The sequence below is a fragment of the Alteromonas sp. ASW11-130 genome, from assembly GCF_026183735.1.
Lineage (GTDB): Bacteria > Pseudomonadota > Gammaproteobacteria > Enterobacterales > Alteromonadaceae > Alteromonas.
The window spans coordinates 34,302-52,669 of record NZ_JAPFRE010000044.1; the positions used below are offsets into that span (position 1 = coordinate 34,302).

Sequence of the window (18,368 nt, forward strand, 5' to 3'; positions counted from 1 at the left end):
AAGGAAGTTTACAACTATGGATCTGAGCCAGTTAGTGGTACTGAGTGTCTTTCTCGGTACCATTCTGGCGCTGATTTTTTCTAACCAGCGCCCCTCTACTATTTTTGCCGCAGCTATGCTCGGCTTAATTATTACTCAACAGCTTAAATTTGAGGACATACTGTCTAACCTAACGAACAAAGGCTTAATCACCTTAGTTTTGCTACTGCTGGTCAGTAGCGCTATAGATAAAACTGCCTTGATCAAACGCTTGGGCCGCAAGTTAATTACACACAGTTTTAGTGCGTCGTATTGGCGACTATTCGGGCTAACCTTTTTCTCCTCTGCCTTATTGAACAACACAGCTATCGTTGCAAGTTTGATTGGACCGGTAAAACAAAACCAATTTCACCCTGCCTCACGTTTTCTCATCCCGCTTTCTTACGCGGCGATTCTAGGCGGTACAGTCACCCTGATTGGTACCTCAACAAATCTTATTGTAGATAGTTTTCTACAGGAACACGGCCACCCCGGCTTCGCATTTTGGGATTTCACGTTGTATGGGCTAATCGCGGGCTTGACCTGTGGTTTGCTGATGTTTTTTCTTACACCTCTGTTACCTAATATTCAGAACAAACAAAACAATTTCAGAGAATACCTTTTAGAAGCGGATGTAGAGCCTCATTCTGAACTTGTGGGCAAGTCAGTTGAAGAGAACCATCTACGTAATCTACCTGAATTATTTCTAGCGGAAATTATCCGCGACGGCCAACTTATTTCTCCTGTTACCCCAGACCTTGTTATTAAGGAAGGAGACAAACTTATTTTCTCTGGGAATGTTCAAAAGATTGATAATTTAAGCCATATCCGTGGCCTGACTACATTCGCTGAGGCTGATGGCATTATGCGTGAGAACCTTACTGAGGTGCTCGTAGCCAATCGCGCACAGGTTATTGGACAAACCATCAAAGCATTAGGTTTTAGGGCGTTGTTTGATGCCGCTGTAGTGGCAATTCGGCGCGACGGTGAACAGCTCTCTGGGAAGTTAGGTGAGATAAAACTGAAAGCAGGCGACTTTCTACTATTAGCCACCGGTCCGGACTTTCATTCCCGCCACAATTTATCTAAAAACTTTTTTGTTTTAAGCAATCAAAAAATTGCCCGACCTTTAAACGTAAAACAAGAAGTTATTGCCCTGGGCGGCTTTTTGATCACTGTCGGCTTAGCGGCGATTAACTTAGTACCGCTGGCTATTGGGCTTATGTTCTTTGCGGCGGCCTTAGTTGCTTTTAAAGTGGTAACTAATGGTGAGCTAAAACGCAACTTACCCTTGAATTTAATGGTCGTTATCGTAGGAGCACTGAGCCTAGCGACTGCATTGGAGAATTCTGGTGTTATCGCTAAAAGCACTAACTTCCTATTGCCATATTTATCAGACACAAACTGGTTAGTCGCATTGGCAGTTATTTATGTCACTACATTACTGCTAACCGAATTTGTTACCAACAATGCCGCTGCAGCACTTATGTTTCCTTTTGCTTACGGTGTGGTTGAGATTATTGGCGCTCCGCTTATGCCTTTTGCCTTGGCGGTAGCGTTCGCAGCAAGTGCTAGCTTTATGTCCCCGTATGGCTATCAGACAAACTTGCTGGCTTTTAACGCCGCTGATTACAAGTTCACGCACTTTACTAAAATTGGTCTTCCGATTTCTATTGTGTATAGCTCAATCGTTATCAGCTTACTGAATGTTATGTACTTCTAATAGCAGCGCGCCATCATTCGTCTCTAACAAAAACCTGAGTTAGTTAAAAAAAACCTGCCATTATTGGCAGGTTTTTTAAATTACGAATATTACAGTGCTACCTAAATAACACTTTCTCTTTGTTAAACCAATACACACAAAACGTCAATAATAAGCCTGCAATAATCGCCGTTGAGCCAAAAATTGCTATCAGCTGCATGTAATCCATTGTTCCTTTGATCAATTCTCGTATTGCTAGCGCGACGTTGGTGAGTGGCACCCACGCCCAGCCCCCTTTAAGTTCCACGCCAGGCAACATTGACAAGACTACTGGAACGATAACAATCATAACCAGAGGGGTCATATAACCTTGTGCTTCTTTAAAGGTTCTGGCATATATAGACAAACTTAATAGCACGGCTGCAAAAATAGCCACCACCGGCACCAACATCAAAAACATTAAGATAAAATCAATAATACTGATCGAACCCATAAATTCAGCTACCAGCTCAATCGCCATTCCTCGACTGAGCAAAATGCCCCAGATTGCCATACTCGCCACTGTTACAAGGGCTGAAACGACGCCTGCAAAGCCAATCGTTAAAAATTTTCCAAGAACCAATTTATGCCGTTCAATAGGTGAGATAAGAAGTGTTTCTAACGTGCCTCGCTCCTTTTCGCCTGCGCCTAAATCAGTGGCAGGAATCATCGCACCCTGAAGACACAAAATAAAAATAAAGTACGGAATAAAGCCTCCGATTTTATGCCCTATACTTTCACGTTTATCGGCGATGTCGACCTTTTCCAGCACGATAGGTTCTATTAGCGCCACCTGCTGGGATTCACTCAGTGCCAGTTGGTTAAATGCTAATTGCTGATTTCGGCTTGCTATATCTTTCACTATTGAGTTGAGACGGCTTTCGACCATATTTAAATTAGCGTCATTCAGATAAACCTGTATGTTAATTTGCCCGGATTGAAGTGGGTTAACTCCATAGTTGTCAGGAATAACAATAACGAAATCCGCACGCCCGGAATTTATCCATTCTTTAAAATCAGTTTCATCAGGTATTGAAATTAACTTAAACCCATTTTCGTCATTTAACTGTTGATTTATTTCGGGAGCGAATTCAGCTCCTACAATTGAATAGGTAAGTGTTTTTGTCTGCGCCTCTTGAAGAGCTTTACCCGAAAACCATGCGACACCACCTATGATTAAGGGGAACACAATCATGGGTAGAGCAATCATGAAAAATAACGTTTTTTTGTCGCGTACAAGTTCTTTAACTTCTTTTAGAAAGACTAGCCACATAGTTGAACATCCTGTCTGAGCGTATGTAAAAATGCTTGATGCATAGATTGCGGAGCCAAAGCGCGGAACGCCGAGATGGAGTCATCAAACTCGGTTACTCCCTGATTAATAACGGTGACGCGATCACACAACTCATCCACTTCTGCAAGGTGATGCGTGGAAAAAATAACAGGCACGCCGTTATTTTTTAGCCCTCTTATGAAATTTAATACCGTTTGTGTCGCCATGATATCCAAGCCCGTGGTGGGTTCATCCAAAATAACCACCTTAGGATCGTGAACTACTGTTCTGGCAATAGCTATACGTTGCTTCATCCCCGTAGAATAGTTTGCGCAGCGTCGGTCTAAAAAGCTATGTAAGTCCAACGTATTGGCTAATTGATCAATTTTTTGCTTTATAGCGTGTGGACGCATACCGTGAAGTTGGGCAAAGTAAGTAATATTTTCCCGACCCGTTAACTTGCCATACAAACCTGTCGCTCCAGAGAGGTAACCAATTTTTTTTCGCGCTAAGAGGGGGTCTTTGACTACGTTCACCCCTTCGAGAAGAATCTCGCCAGTATCTGGTTTCAGTGCCGTGGAGAGCATTCTTAATGTAGTGGTTTTGCCCGCACCATTTGGGCCTAGCAGCCCTAAAACTTGTCCCTTTTCACAATAAAAAGACACATCTTTAACAGAATGAAAAAACTTGCCTTTTAGACGCGGATCCCTTTTTTCCTGATCACTGAGTTTTTTTGGGTTTTCCACCTTAAATTTTTTTGCCAGATCTGAAATTGATATCATACGTTCGATCTTATCCTTATGATTCATAGTGAGATATTTATTGCAAGGAAGACTATCTTTTTCCGAAATTCCGCCATAGTGTCTAGAATATAGCGTTTTATATCGTTATGGGAAAAAAGTAGTTAAAACTGCTCCAAAGCCATTTTTGTGCATGTACTAATGGTTCAGAAGTCAGTATTCTGGTGAGATTAAACATCTATAAGGAGCATTGGATGCAAACTGTAAGTAATCCCATTCAGGCCTGTAACGACATATTTTTCCGTCCTAATGGCGTATTTCGTGCCTTAGCAGAAAACAATAATTGGTCTTGGCTACCCTTCTTTATTGTGATTATCGTCACTATTTTACCGCAATACGCCTACTTTCACTCTGTGGATTTCAACTGGTATACAGAGTTATTAGTTGACGCACAATATGCGGATCGCAGTCCTGCTGAACAACAGCAATTTCGCCAGCAACTAACGCCTTCCGCTACCATCAGCTTCGCGTCTGTCGCAATATTTTTTGGTTATATCATTATTAATGCGATTATTGCATTGTATTTAAATCTGGCCACACGGTCAGCGGCAGAAAATGAACAGGGGTTCACCGATTGGTATGGTATGACCTGGTGGCTGGGTATGCCCGTCGTGGTAAGTAGTTTATTCGCCCTAGGGTTAATTCTTATGGCGGATGGTCACCAAATTACACCCACCGTACTAGCTCCACTATCAATAGCCTATCTTTTTAATATTGATATGAGTTCGCCTTGGTTTGCCTTCGCTCAATCAATCAAACTTGATGCTTTTTGGGCGATATATTTAATGGCTGTCGGTGTGAGTCAATGGACCCGCTTTTCAACCAAAAAATCAGCAACTATAGCCGCAGCGCCGTACGCTATTATCTGGGCTATCTGGTTAGTGATGATTGCACTTTAAACCAATATGTAATCAGGCCATTCATTTTGACGGCGCAATGGCCTGAAATACTCCGTATTGCTATAAAATTTTTCCGACTGGCTCGCATACCAATTAGGTACGCCTAAAACCGGTAGAGGCTTTAACGGATGTTTAATATCGAAATTATTTAATGCGTTTATTTTTCGCAATAACGCACTATCCAATTCTCTATTTCTTTGCTGGAACGATAGCTCAGCAAACTCCTCACAAACTTCCACAGCTAACCATTTAGCAGTTAGCCCAATAAAGGGCGCCAGCATCATTTCCAACATCGCATGACCAAATACTACTGGCAAAACGGTCCTCCCCCACTCTTCTCTTTTATCGATAAATGCATGGTTCCACTGATGATTGGCGAGCAAAGAAAGCAGTTCGTTTCCTTTAATTATGTTACCGGATGGTATCGCTAGAATGATTCCGCACTCGTCGAAATGAGTGATATGATTGCGCCTTCTTGTACGCGGATTTATCCCATAAGAGCTAATATCTTGTTGGTGAAGCTCACTTAATAATCGCTTGGTTCGTGGGAATTGGAGCCAGATAAGCGCGTTAAAGAAGTCATGCCAACTGTTTTCTCTGGTAGGAACCTGGTTACTTTGACAAACAATTTCTTCATAATAGCGCTCGTCATCCTCAAATAGCTGATTGGCCTTGAATAACGGTACGTTTGTAAAGGCATCTACGTGCTTTTGCGCGATTAAATTTAACTCCTCAGCGTTTGGAAAATGTGAAAAGTCGAAGAGTTTAAGTTGCGCTCTAAGCTCCTTTAACGGAACAAGATTCATACAATTTTCTACTGTGTTCTGCCAATATCTGTTTTTATCGTTTAATTTCATAGGTACTGGTTGGTAATAAAAAGTCTTTTCTCTATACTGGGCTGGATTGTAGAGCAAACAGAGATAAAAAATGAAAAAAATTCTTTTGCCTTTTTTAGTCACATCAACGCTTGGGCTAATGGCATGCGCAGACACTGATGAGTCAGTTTCAGCAACCAATGAGATGAGTACCCCCTCTAACTTTGAAAGTGTGTACAACTCTATTGATGCAGAACAAATTCGCGCACCACTTAAAACACTGGCTTCTGACGAATTCGAAGGCCGTCTACCCACCACCGTGGGCGAGCAAAAGACGTTGGATTTCTTAACGAAAGAATTTAAAAAAGCGGGCTTAGAGCCTGGTAATGGTGACAGCTTTTTACAAGAAGTTGCATTAATGGAAATCACCGCTGATCCCAATATGCAATTACAAATTGGTGAAAATCAATTTGAATATAAAAAAGATATGGTTGCATCTTCAAAGCGCGAACGAGCAGAAATCAACCTGAACGAATCGGAATTAGTTTTTGTAGGATATGGCGTCAACGCACCAGAATACGATTGGAACGATTACGAAGGTTTAGATGTAGAAGGTAAGACAGTTGTTATTCTTGTAAATGATCCCGGGTTTGAGAACCCTGATAGTGGTAAGTTTCAGGGTACGACGATGACATATTATGGTCGGTGGAGTTATAAATACGAGGAAGCTAGCCGTCAAGGTGCAGCGGCCGCACTAATTGTCCATGAAACCGCACCAGCTTCATATGGATGGTCTGTAGTAGCGAATAGCTGGAGTGGACCGCAGTATGGCTTAGTCAGCAAAGATGGGGGTGCTAGCAGAGTATCTGTTGAAGGCTGGTTGACCTTAGCGGCGGCGAAAAAAGTGTTCAGTGACGCTGGCCTTGATTTTGAGAAAGAAAAAGCCAATGCCATGCAAGGGCCTTATTCAAAGCCAATGGATATCAAGGCATCCATTACCGTTAAGAACGCGTTTGAGAAGTCTAAAAGTTATAACTTTATTGCCACCCTGCCTGGCTCAGCACTACCTGACGAGCATATTATCTACACCGCGCATTGGGATCACCTTGGAAAAGATGAAACATTGGAAGGTGACCAGATTTATAATGGCGCCCATGACAACGCCACGGGTACCGCCGCAACTATCGTCATGGCAAATGCATTTGCTCAACTGAATACAGCCCCGAAGCGTTCAATCACTTTTCTCATTGTCACCGCAGAAGAGCAAGGACTGTTAGGTTCAAAATATTATGCGGATAATCCTGTTATTCCAATCAATAAAACGGTGGCCAACATTAATTTGGACGCGATGAATGTATTGGGTAAAACAAAGGATGTCGCTGTCGTAGGGATGGGTAAATCTCAAATGGAAGGCTATCTTGAAAAAGCGGCAACGCGTCAAGGTCGTCATCTGACTCAGGAAGATCGTCCTGAAGCCGGATACTACTACCGTTCTGATCACTTCAGCTTTGCTAAACAAGGCGTCCCAGCATTGTATGCCGAGGGTGGAACGGAACCTTTTGATGAAGAAACAGCAACGTATCGTAAACGTATGAACGTAATTGTTACGGGATGCTATCATCAGGTATGCGACCAATACCGAGAAAATTGGGACTTGTCCGGCATAGCACAAGATACGCAAATGTTATTTGAAGTTGGCTATGATGTGGCTAATGCCAATGAATGGCCTGCGTGGAATAAAGAGAGCGAGTTCCAACGTAAATAGACTTCTTTATCTATTTTGTTATTAAAGCCAGATTTTATACAATCTGGCTTTTTTATTTTACCTCGCCGTAACTGCTGAACTTATATAGCCCGGGTTCTGCTCGAAGCACGATGGGCGAACCAAATGACAACTGCGTGATAAAATTTGAATATAGCGGCGTTAATAGAATAGTGTCGCGTAATGTAGTTGCATCGTCTTTCTACTATTGGGCACAACTTTTGAAACGTTCTATTGCCCAACCTATACTCGATTAAGCCTCACAATACCCTCTGCGAATTACCTTTTCAAAAGTAGATATATCCCCGCAAGAGTAAGCGCGCATTAAAGCCAGATTTTATACAATCTGGCTTTTTTATTTTACCTCGCCGTAACTGCTGAACTTATATAGCCCGGGTTCTGCTCGAAGCACGATGGGCGAACCAAATGACAACTGTGTGATAAAATTTGAATATAGCGGCGTTAATAGAATAGTGTCGCGTAATGTAGTTGCATCGTCTTTCTACTATTGGGACAACTTTTGAAACGTTCTATTGCCCAACCTATACTCGATTAAGCCTCACAATACCCTCTGCGAATTACCTTTTCAAAAGTAGATATATCCCCGCAAGAGTAAGCGCGCATTATTGTGCATCGTCACCATTTTTCGCTTGCTTTTTTCGCCCACAATGGCACAGTCAAGAGAAGGAGAATTGAGCTGGCCTCAATCCATAATAAATTCGCTACCTGCATAAAACAAAAAAGTGGTAAGCGACTAATAATCTCTCCTCTTACGCGACAGAAACGACAAACCTTCAATTAATTACTGATAAGAGGGATCCCTTATTATGTGTGGTATTTTCGCTATTTTGGATATAAAAACCGACGTGGATGAGTTACGTACTCAGGCACTTGATTTAGCCAAGTTGCTGCGTCATCGCGGCCCAGACTGGTCGGGTATCTGGAATAATTATAATACCATCTTATGTCATGAGCGCCTCGCAATAGTAGATGTGGATAATGGGGCGCAACCCCTTATTAGCCAAAATGAACAGCACATTTTGGCTGTGAACGGCGAAATATATAATCATAAAACCTTAGAAGATAAGCTTACTCAACCTTATTCATTTACAACACGCTCTGATTGTGAAGTTATTCTGCCCTTGTTTATAGAACACGGTGTGTCATTTATCGATTCACTTGAAGGGATGTTTTCGTTTGTATTGTATGATCAAATTGAGGATGCCTATCTTATCGCACGGGATCACATGGGTATTATTCCGCTTTATACAGGATATGATGTTCACGGTAATTTCTATGTATCGTCTGAAATGAAAGCCCTGGCACCCATCTGTAAAACCATCAGCGAATTTCCTCCTGGCCACTATTTATGGAGTAAAGATGGCAAAATTACGCGCTACTATCACCGCGACTGGATGGAATTCGATGCAGTAAAGGACAACAAAAGCGATTTGCCAGCATTGAAACAGGCTTTCGAAAAAGCCGTTAAATCGCATCTAATGTCAGATGTGCCGTATGGCGTTTTATTATCGGGTGGCTTGGACTCATCCCTCGTATCGGCCATTGCCGCGCAATACGCGGCTAATCGCGTTGAAGACGAAGATAAATCAGAAGCCTGGTGGCCACGCTTGCACAGTTTTTCAGTGGGTTTAAAAAATGCACCTGATTTAATTGCCGCTCGGAAAGTGGCAGAAAAAATTGGTACCGTTCACCACGAAATTAATTTCACCGTTCAGGAGGGTCTAGACGCTATCAGAGACGTAATTTATCACCTAGAAACCTATGACACCACGACTATTCGAGCTGCTACGCCAATGTATTTAATGAGTCGTAAAATTAAAGCCATGGGCATTAAAATGGTATTGTCCGGTGAGGGCGCAGATGAAATTTTTGGTGGCTATCTGTATTTCCACAAAGCCCCCAATGCAGAAGAATTCCACCAGGAAACGGTGCGCAAGTTAGCTCGTCTACACATGTTCGACTGCGCTCGAGCAAACAAGGCTACTTCAGCCTGGGGCGTGGAAGCGCGCGTCCCCTTTTTAGATAAAAACTTTATTGATGTCGCCATGCGGCTGAATCCTGAAGATAAAATGTGCTCACCTGAAAAGATGGAAAAATGGATTCTACGCAAAGCCTTTGATGACCAAGATGTGCTTCCGGCGGACGTGTTGTGGCGGCAAAAAGAGCAGTTTGGTGATGGCGTCGGTTATTCTTGGATCGACTCTATCCGCGACTTTGTGGACACTGAAGTGACGGATCAGCAATTAGCAGCTGCAGAGTTCAGGTTCCCGGTGAATACACCCGACACCAAAGAAGGTTATTATTATCGCACTATTTTCGAGAGCTACTTCCCGCAGGAAAGTGCGGCGAAATGTGTACCGGGCGGTAAATCAATTGCATGCAGTACCGTTGAAGCTTTAGAGTGGGATGAAAGCTTTAAAGCCAACGCTGACCCGTCTGGCCGCTCAATGAAAGGCGTCCACAAACAAAACTGACACCGAATATGCTCATTTACGAGCATGGGTAATCAGTTCAAAAAACGATGAATATAGCTAATGCTGGAACGTTGGCGAAGGAATGCCATGTTCTCTTCTATTCCCGGCAGTTTGAATAGACGCGTTCCTCTTTCTCTCTTCAAGTGTAGTTTTTCAACGTTAGAACTGCTTTAACCTCGCATAATACGCCTCACTTAAACCTCCTTTATGCATGTATCAAGAGTGGAAAAACGCTTCTGCGGTGTGAAAGGCATATCTTCATGATCGATATCAGGAACGGCTGGTGCGTACGATGGAAAGGTTGAACCAACATTCCGAGGGCACAGGACCTAATGCGTTCTTAACTTTCGCTCAACTCGCCTGTAGCGAACGAACATACGCCCCTTAGGGGTTAAGTAGAGGTAATGTTCAGGCAATATTGCTCGCCCCCTAGTTTTCCAGTGCAGTAGTAAAGAGATATTTGCACATATAACTATCCCTTTTCACCCTCGCTAGGCATAACCCTTTATTTTTCTGACGTGTAGGAAAATATCGGATAATACACGTTAGTTAGATTTTTTCACCACTTCAGGAAAATACCACAACTTCTCATCCTCAATAGGTGTTTTTTCTGGCAATAAAGGATTGTCTAAATGAAATACTTTGCGCTTTTCCATGTTTACTTGTTTAAGCGCTTCTTCATGAGATGACATAAAAAGCGCGTCGAACGAACCATCTTCAACCGCGCGTTGAAGTCCAGTTTCAATCAGTCGGGCTAACGTCGTATTACCCCGGTTCACAAAAAAATACATCGCCGCGGGATAATGAATAGCTAACTTTTCTTCCAGAATAAGTTCGTTGGCGATAGAGGGTATAGTGGCTTCTTGATAGCCCTCAATGACGGAACGAGGAAAATAACCCGCTCGGTTTGTCACCACAGCCTGAAACGCACGGTTACGCTCTCTTACCGTTACTACATTGAAGCCATTTGCTTGTAATATTTTTGTGTCAGGCCAATCCTCTCCTTGCACAGGATGCAAATTAATAAGGTCTTGTAATGAGGTAATACCGGCAAAGCGAGCTTGTGAGCCTTTGTTGATAAGAAAGATTCGCCATCCAATTAGCCCCTTGCTGATTGGGATACGGATAGGCAACAAGTCTTTTTCCCGCTGAATGTCAGTCATGCTCCACATCACATTTATTTCGCGGTTTTCTTTTAGCTGCCGAAGGGCTTTACCCTGTAATAAAATCCGTTCAGACGGCAGCAGACTGTATTTCACTCCTGTCTTTTCCAGTGCTAATGTAAGAAGAGCCAAAGGGTATTCGTCTCGAAGATCCCCTTCTTCAATAGGACGAGGGTACGTGAGCGACCAGGTTGCCGAAAATACAGCCACAGGTATGAACCATAAAATTGTACTTAAAAATACCTTTATTATCATTGTGTTAATCAAATTCATGGACGTCATCATCGCATTATTCAATTCCAATGTATTTGTGCGTCTGTAAAGATAAACGCCAGTTTCGCTGGATACAAGTTTTGATTGCTAAATCAGTCGCTCGCTGCTGCTGACTTATCGGTTGTAAACAAATATGTTCTGGTTGCTTGTCACCTAGCCGTTGCAATAATAAATCCAGTTCATCAACATGTTTTTGCATGGCTACAGGATGTTTGATTTCATTGGCGCGAAGCAACGCTGAATCAAGAATAGGCAACCCTCCTTTCATATCTACTTTGGGCGATACCGTGACCCACGTTGCTTCTACGCATTTAATCTCATAGGTTCCACTCGTTTCGATCTGAGTTGTAAATCCTTGCTCATGCAGCAATCGGGTTAATGGGATTAAATCGTACATGCATGGCTCACCTCCGGTGATCACTACATGTTTTGCCCGATAGCCGCGTTGTATAAATAATTCGAGCAGCTCATGTTCATTTGCATTAAAGAAATGTTCTGATTCATTCTGTTTTTCTAATACGGCGCTTGATGACGTGAGAAATGCGTCGTCCAAGGTCCAAGTATGTTTGGTGTCACACCATGGGCAGCCCACCGGACAGCCCTGTAAGCGCACGAAGATTGAAGGTAAGCCGGTATACACCCCTTCCCCTTGAATGGTTTCAAACATCTCATTTATTTTTAACGGCTCTGCTGACAACCTGAACGCTCCTAAATAGCCAAATCAGTTTTATCTATTTCAATAGTTGGGATTTTAGCAAGAATCACCTAAAATTCGGCTACAATTTCTCACTATTAATTAATATGTCTGAAAAAGTTATCGTAATCTACTCAGGCGGCATGGATTCATTTACTGTGCTCAATCACGTTATCCGCGAAGGTAAAAAGCCTATCGCACTGTCTTTTAACTACGGCCAAAGGCATAAAAAAGAACTGGATTATGCAAAACGGGCGTGTGAAATGCTATCTGTACCTCATAAAGTTGTGGATATCAGTGCAATTAACAGCCTGGTGGGTGGCTCTGCGTTAACCGACGACATTGCGGTACCCGAAGGTCATTACGAAGAGCCCAGCATGCAACAAACCGTTGTTCCCAACCGTAATATGATTCTTATATCACTAGCAGTCGGGTACGCGGTCAGCCAACAGGCGAATGCAGTTTACTATGGAGCACATTCTGGTGATCACGCTATATATCCTGATTGCCGTCCTGAGTTTGTGCAAAAAATGAAAGACGTGTGCGCTATAGCAAATTATGAAAAAGTGGATGTTGTTACCCCCTATTTACAGGATAGTAAAACCGCTATTTTAGCTGACGGATTGAAAATGGGGCTTGATTATAGCTACACATGGACTTGCTATAATGGTAGAGCAAAAGCATGTGGTAGGTGCGGTGCCTGCGAAGAGCGTCTCGAAGCGTTTAAAGATAACAACGCTATTGATCCGTTGAAATATGAATGATGGGAATGGGCGTTTACACACGCCCATTCTAGATACTCATCCACCTATCCAACTTCAATTATAAATTGCAAAACCTGAGTGTTCTTTCAATTCACTCGGACTAGATGAACTTTTTCGCCTCTGCGCTGATTCAACATCCATGCAGCGCGGTATTTATCACTTTTGGCTTTCCGCTATAAAGTAAGAAAGCTCTTTAATACAATGACGTAATACTGGATTAAGACGGGTGTTTTTACCGTTCATAACAAACAGTTCATGGCTAAAATTGAACAAGCTTCCTCGCGCAAGGGGCACCAGTCCCAGGCTTGCCCCTTGCTCTTTTGCCATATAGTCGGGCAACAAACCTACATATTCACCGGTCATAATGGCTGACATGACGGCATCATAGGAGTCAGAAAAAGTTTGAATAGCCAAACGGCGATCATCTTCAATGTAATTAGCAGAAGATAAACCCGAGATACCGATGGCGGGATAGTCTTCGATTTTCACTTTATCAGGTAGTGAATCAATATCACGATATTTAGCAAGTTCATGAGAAGGTGCACAATAAAGTCTGCCATGGCATTCCAAACCAATTGGATGAAATGTCACAGATTCAGGTTTCACCATATCGTAGGTAGAAACAACCAAATGACATTCCCCAGACAGGGCAACATGCTCTACCTCATTATACAATCGCGTTTGAATATTAACGTGAATATCATCAAACTTTTTCATGGTGCTTTTAACAGCTTTACTGACTGCAAGATGCATCGATAGCGGTAAGCCAGCCATTAGCACTAGCGTAATATGACCTGAGTAATCGTCATGTAGCGATTTAAGATTGAAAACGAAATTATCAAAAGCATTAAATATGCGTTTTGTCTCCTGAAAAACCACTTCGCCTTCTTTGGTCATCTGAAAGCCGCCGCGCCCGCGATGGCAAAGAACTAAATCTAACCGTTCTTCGAGTTTTTTAATCGCTGCGCTAATGTTAGGACGCTGCATACGTAATACAGGTTCCGCCGCTGTAAATCCGTTACAACTGGCAACTGCATAAAACACGCGAAGCAGCTTAATATCTGACTCTTGTAATCGATTTAACATAGTTGCACCGTTTCTTATAGGTATAGTTATGGATACTTATACCCCATATTAGGCGAGTGTTTATCGGATTACAATGCAATTTTTTTAAGAGAGCGCAACAACTTGCTTTCTTAGTGTTTCGATTTCATCCCTAAGCGAGGCTGCCTTTTCAAATTCAAGCTCTCTTGCACTTTCGAACATTTGTTTTTCAAGTGCACCGATTCTTTCCATTAGCTCCGTTGCACTAGCGTAAGACTGCGCTTTTTGTTTCTCAGCTACTTTACGAAGTCGAACTTTGCCGGCGGCTGGATGAGCTGAATCGCCCACATCCATTATATCGGTAATGGGCTTAACCAGTCTTTGTGGCGTAAGGTTATGTTTTTCGTTATGGGCTTGCTGTCTTTCGCGCCGACGATCTGTTTCATCAATCGCTCTTTTCATCGAATCTGTAATTCTATCCGCATACATAATAGCTTTGCCGTTGATGTGGCGGGCGGCTCTACCGATGGTTTGGATCAGAGAACGTTCTGCTCTTAAAAAACCTTCTTTATCAGCGTCTAAAATGGCGACTAACGAGACTTCCGGCATATCGAGTCCTTCTCGGAGTAAGTTGATACCAACTAGCACATCAAACTTACCCAGCCGCAAGTCACGAATAATTTCGATACGCTCCACCGTATCAATGTCGGAGTGGAGATAGCGAACACGGACGCCATGTTCATTCAAATATTCACTAAGATCTTCTGCCATCCGTTTAGTCAACGTAGTAATCAACACCCTTTCGTCAACTTTTACGCGATGCTGGATCTCAGAAAGTACATCATCAACCTGTGTGGCAACAGGACGTATTTCTATTTCCGGATCCAATAAACCCGTTGGACGAACTACCTGTTCAACAACATCGCCACCACATTTTTCCAATTCATACTTACCAGGCGTGGCTGACACATAAATCGTTTGCGGCGATATATGTTCGAATTCTTCAAACTTTAATGGTCTGTTATCTAACGCAGACGGTAACCTAAATCCATACTCTACCAGTGTTTCCTTGCGAGAACGGTCACCTTTATACATAGCGCCAATTTGCGAAACCGTTACATGCGACTCGTCAATGAACAATAATCCATCTGCGGGGAAGTAATCTATTAGCGTCGGTGGTGGCTCGCCAGGTGCTCGTCCTGAAAGATAGCGAGAATAATTTTCGATGCCGGAGCAATACCCCAGTTCTAACATCATTTCTATATCAAACTGTGTACGCTGCGATATCCTCTGCTCTTCTAATAACTTGTTTACAGACTTGAGCTGTTCTTTACGATCTTTTAACTCTTCTTTAATGCGGTCAATAGCATTTAGGATTTTCTCACGCGGCGTCACATAGTGTGTCTTTGGGAAAACCGTCGTTCTTACTACTGATTTATCAACGGCTCCGGTTAAAGGATCAAACAAGCTGATTTTTTCAATTTCTTCGTCAAAAAGCTCTACTCGCACCGCTTGCTTTTCCGAGTCCGCCGGGAAGATATCAATTACGTCCCCCCTGACCCTGAATGTGCCGCGTTCAAACGCCAAATCATTTCGTTTATACTGTAGTTCTGCTAGCCGACGTAAGATATCTCGTTGATTGACAATGTCGCCCTGGCGTAGATGCAACAGCATCTTCATGTATGACTCTGGGTCACCCAACCCATAAATCGCAGAGACACTTGCCACAATAACGACATCGCGACGTTCCATTAATGCTTTTGTAGCAGATAGACGCATTTGCTCAATATGGTCATTAATTGAGGCATCTTTTTCGATAAAAGTATCGGTACTAGGAACATACGCTTCGGGTTGATAGTAATCATAATAAGAAACAAAATATTCCACCGCATTATTAGGGAAAAATTCCTTCATTTCCCCATACAGCTGAGCTGCGAGTGTCTTATTATGCGCCAGGATAAGCGTGGGCCGTTGAACATTCTGAATAACGTTTGCCATGGTAAATGTTTTACCCGACCCCGTTACCCCAAGCAGAGTTTGGGTCGCCAAACCACTTTCCAGCCCGTCGGTTAATTCGCCTATTGCTTTTGGCTGATCGCCGGCTGGTTTGTAATGTGATACCAGCTCAAAACCTTTACTCATAACCCTTTCATTTCCTCGTAATCATGGTGATGATCGTTTATCTCCCGGGAAAACCAATAGTACGAAAGCGTTCCCATCAATAAATTTGCGACTACCGTTCCCCAAAAAAGTCCTTCTAAACCATACAGAACACTGCCTAGATAAGAAATGGGTACGAAGAAGACAAACAGACGGATGACACTGAGTACAAGCGCCGTCATAGGCTTATGCATCGCATTGAAGGACGAATTAGTTAGTATGATGACGCCTTGTAAACCATAGCCCAATGGTACGATAGCCAAAAATAATGTAATTAAACTGGCCACTTCGGCTTCTTTAGCAAAAATATCTGCGATAAATCCGGACATTGCCCACAATAGAGCAAAAATAAATAACTGCCATAACATAATAAATTTAAGGGTCATCTTATAGGCGTGTTCAACCCGTCTGATCTTGTCCGCCCCCACATTCTGACTAATAAACGGCGGGAGTGTCATTGAAAGCGAAAGAATAATGATACTGGCAATGGATTCCAGGCGATGCCCTACTCCCCAAGCTGCAACTGCTTCAGCTCCATAGGTTGCTACTACGGCAGTCATGACGCCGCCAGCAATCGGCGTCATCATGTTTGCACCTGCTGCAGGAAATCCAATACGCATCACGTCGCGGCTGTTTTCGAGTAATTCGGAAACTGAGAGTAACCTGGGTAGCATTAACTGACGCTTCACTGCTAATAAATAGATTATCCAGGTTGCACCTACTGACCACGCAATTAATGTAGCCACCGCTGCTCCCTGGATCCCCATAGCTGGTATGGGGCCCCAGCCAAAAATTAATAATGGATCTAACGCCGCATTTAAGAAACCACCTGACGCCATTATAATACTGGGAGTGCGTGTATCTCCACAGGCACGTAGCACACTATTTCCGACCATAGGTAACGCTAAAAACAGGCTGGATATGTACCAAATACACATATAGTCTGAGATATAAGGCAATAATTCGGATGTCGCATTTAGTAAGGTAAACACTGGCTCAATAGTTAACAAACCTACTACAGCAAGTAACCCTACAAGTATCACTGACACCATCATCGCTCCGGTGGCATGAAAACGAGCCTCTTCAGACTCTCCCCTCCCGTGCAGTTTGCCAATAACAGCAGAGGTGCCTATCCCCAGTCCGATATTCAAACTTATTACGGTAAAGGTTACGGGAAAGGTAAAGCTTATCGCTGCAAGCTGCTCTGTGCCTAACAAGCTTACAAAAAATGTGTCAATTAAACTAAAACTCATCATCATGACCATGCCTATAATCATCGGAACGGTCATACGATATAACGTGGATTGAATATCACCTTCGGTCAGATTGTTAGAACGAGCTGCGTTAGTGGTCACTTTTCACTTATTTCTCATATGAATTATAAAAAAGCAGGGACACGGCCCCATATAAATGAGTCGATCGTAGATCATTGCAGATAGGTATAGTTAGTCTACGGACAAAATAAAATAACTGCTAACATTTTTACTTAATTAACATTAAATGCCCCTCACAAGGGGTTTTAACGAAATCGCAGCAAACGTTACATTTTTAATAAATAGATATAATAATATTCTTTACGGGCCGGTAACACTTAGTGTGTTTCCTTCTAACATCTCGTGTTTTAACTCTTATGCGACAAACTGTGTATGAGCACGGCTCTATACTTAGCTCAATCTGGTTACAGTTTTAATCAAACGGATTAAATGCATATTAATTCGCCATGTAAATTTTACACGCTTAATAAAAATCAACCATTCACTCATCAACCACTTTGGTAATTAACACACAAGCCCATAGCAGTAAAACATTAAATTCAGCCAGATCATTTTAAATACCATAAAACGATCTAAGTTATTGAATAAATTTACTTTAATTTATTACTATTTTGTAATGTATGATGATCCGAAAGACAGATCGCTACACATCCTAGATCTATATTCTTCCTTATTAACATAGTTATCCACAGAAATAGTGGATAACTACGCAAACCCCAATGGTGACGGGATTTTTTACACGATCGTAGTTTGATCGTGTGAGTGGTGACTAACCTTAAGACGTATCAAATCAGGTTACACTATTATCAAAAACTGGACATATAGACAGTGGTCAATAACTTTTTAATAGCCTTTTTGAATTCTTTAAGTGCATTTTGTTATAAAAAAAAACTTGCATTAATTTAACTCTAAGCACGAGTCCGTCTTCCAATTTTCAATGGCTCACTTCGCCGTTTTTCGTGTACATAACTTATCTTTTCATCGCCTTAATGTGGAATTGAATAATAAACCACCTAAAAGTAGGCTTTTACAAAATAGATGGTAAAAATATGCGGAATGTTATTGACAGCAGCATGCGACCTCATTAATATTCGCCTCCGTTGAAAAGCAGGTCCCCCTTAGCTCAGTTGGTTAGAGCGACGGACTGTTAATCCGCAGGTCCCCCGTTCGAGTCGGGGAGGGGGAGCCAACAT

The 18,368-nt window shown here is 42.5% G+C and carries 13 protein-coding genes and 1 tRNA gene; 6 read left to right on the forward strand and 8 right to left on the reverse strand.

Annotated features, from left to right (window positions below):
• The first annotated feature begins 16 nt into the window (after positions 1–16).
• Positions 17–1,741, forward strand: coding sequence for an SLC13 family permease (locus OPS28_RS14770; RefSeq protein WP_265610236.1), 1,725 nt, complete (start codon positions 17–19; stop codon positions 1,739–1,741).
• A 97-nt stretch (positions 1,742–1,838) separates the two neighbouring features.
• Here OPS28_RS14770 and OPS28_RS14775 read toward each other — a convergent pair whose 3' ends face one another.
• On the reverse strand, positions 1,839–3,032 hold the full coding sequence (locus OPS28_RS14775; protein ID WP_265610237.1) for an ABC transporter permease: 1,194 nt from the start codon (positions 3,030–3,032) through the stop codon (positions 1,839–1,841).
• Positions 3,023–3,814: an ABC transporter ATP-binding protein gene (locus OPS28_RS14780; RefSeq protein WP_265610238.1), complete on the reverse strand. Its 792-nt coding sequence runs from the start codon at positions 3,812–3,814 to the stop codon at positions 3,023–3,025. Before OPS28_RS14780 ends, OPS28_RS14775 begins: the two co-directional genes overlap by 10 nt.
• A gap of 212 nt (positions 3,815–4,026) precedes the next feature.
• On the opposite strand from OPS28_RS14780, the gene OPS28_RS14785 reads away from it, so the two are divergent.
• Positions 4,027–4,731 (forward strand): YIP1 family protein, encoded by a 705-nt coding sequence (locus OPS28_RS14785; protein ID WP_265610239.1) that lies wholly within the window; start codon positions 4,027–4,029, stop codon positions 4,729–4,731.
• Here the strand turns inward: OPS28_RS14785 and OPS28_RS14790 are convergent.
• A complete protein-coding gene (locus OPS28_RS14790) occupies positions 4,728–5,588 on the reverse strand; it encodes a DUF3025 domain-containing protein (protein ID WP_265610240.1) in 861 nt (286 codons plus the stop codon). The two genes, OPS28_RS14785 and OPS28_RS14790, sit on opposite strands and share 4 nt — an antisense overlap.
• 70 nt (positions 5,589–5,658) lie before the next feature.
• On the opposite strand from OPS28_RS14790, the gene OPS28_RS14795 reads away from it, so the two are divergent.
• Together OPS28_RS14795 and asnB are read left to right on the forward strand one after the other, a co-directional pair.
• A complete protein-coding gene (locus OPS28_RS14795; protein ID WP_265610241.1) occupies positions 5,659–7,311 on the forward strand; it encodes a M28 family metallopeptidase in 1,653 nt (550 codons plus the stop codon).
• 824 nt (positions 7,312–8,135) lie between these two features.
• Complete coding sequence (asnB, locus tag OPS28_RS14800; protein ID WP_265610242.1) at positions 8,136–9,803, forward strand: asparagine synthase B; 1,668 nt, start codon at positions 8,136–8,138, stop codon at positions 9,801–9,803.
• A gap of 545 nt (positions 9,804–10,348) precedes the next feature.
• On the opposite strand, the gene OPS28_RS14805 is transcribed toward asnB, so the two are convergent.
• Together OPS28_RS14805 and queE are read right to left on the reverse strand one after the other, a co-directional pair.
• Complete coding sequence (locus OPS28_RS14805; RefSeq protein ID WP_265610243.1) at positions 10,349–11,176, reverse strand: amino acid ABC transporter substrate-binding protein; 828 nt, start codon at positions 11,174–11,176, stop codon at positions 10,349–10,351.
• Between the two features lie 79 nt (positions 11,177–11,255).
• On the reverse strand, positions 11,256–11,906 hold the full coding sequence (gene queE / locus OPS28_RS14810) for a 7-carboxy-7-deazaguanine synthase QueE (RefSeq protein ID WP_265610315.1): 651 nt from the start codon (positions 11,904–11,906) through the stop codon (positions 11,256–11,258).
• Between the two features lie 134 nt (positions 11,907–12,040).
• On the opposite strand from queE, the gene queC reads away from it, so the two are divergent.
• Positions 12,041–12,697, forward strand: coding sequence for a 7-cyano-7-deazaguanine synthase QueC (gene queC / locus OPS28_RS14815; protein ID WP_265610244.1), 657 nt, complete (start codon positions 12,041–12,043; stop codon positions 12,695–12,697).
• 156 nt (positions 12,698–12,853) lie between these two features.
• Here queC and OPS28_RS14820 read toward each other — a convergent pair whose 3' ends face one another.
• The 3 genes from OPS28_RS14820 to OPS28_RS14830 all read right to left on the reverse strand — a co-directional run bounded on the left by OPS28_RS14820 (position 12,854) and on the right by OPS28_RS14830 (position 17,190).
• Positions 12,854–13,783 carry a LysR family transcriptional regulator gene (locus OPS28_RS14820; RefSeq protein WP_265610245.1) on the reverse strand — a complete coding sequence of 310 codons (930 nt, stop codon included), beginning with the start codon at positions 13,781–13,783 and terminating at the stop codon, positions 12,854–12,856.
• Positions 13,784–13,867: 84 nt separating this feature from the next.
• Positions 13,868–15,883 (reverse strand): excinuclease ABC subunit UvrB, encoded by a 2,016-nt coding sequence (gene uvrB / locus OPS28_RS14825; RefSeq protein ID WP_265610246.1) that lies wholly within the window; start codon positions 15,881–15,883, stop codon positions 13,868–13,870.
• The gene (locus tag OPS28_RS14830) at positions 15,880–17,190 is read right to left on the reverse strand and encodes an MATE family efflux transporter (protein WP_442864010.1); all 1,311 of its coding nucleotides are present in this window, start codon (positions 17,188–17,190) and stop codon (positions 15,880–15,882) included. The genes uvrB and OPS28_RS14830 overlap by 4 nt, the downstream gene beginning before the upstream one ends.
• A gap of 1,097 nt (positions 17,191–18,287) precedes the next feature.
• Between OPS28_RS14830 and OPS28_RS14835 the strand changes: the two genes are divergently transcribed.
• Positions 18,288–18,364: transfer RNA gene (locus OPS28_RS14835), tRNA-Asn, on the forward strand.
• Positions 18,365–18,368 lie beyond the last annotated feature (4 nt).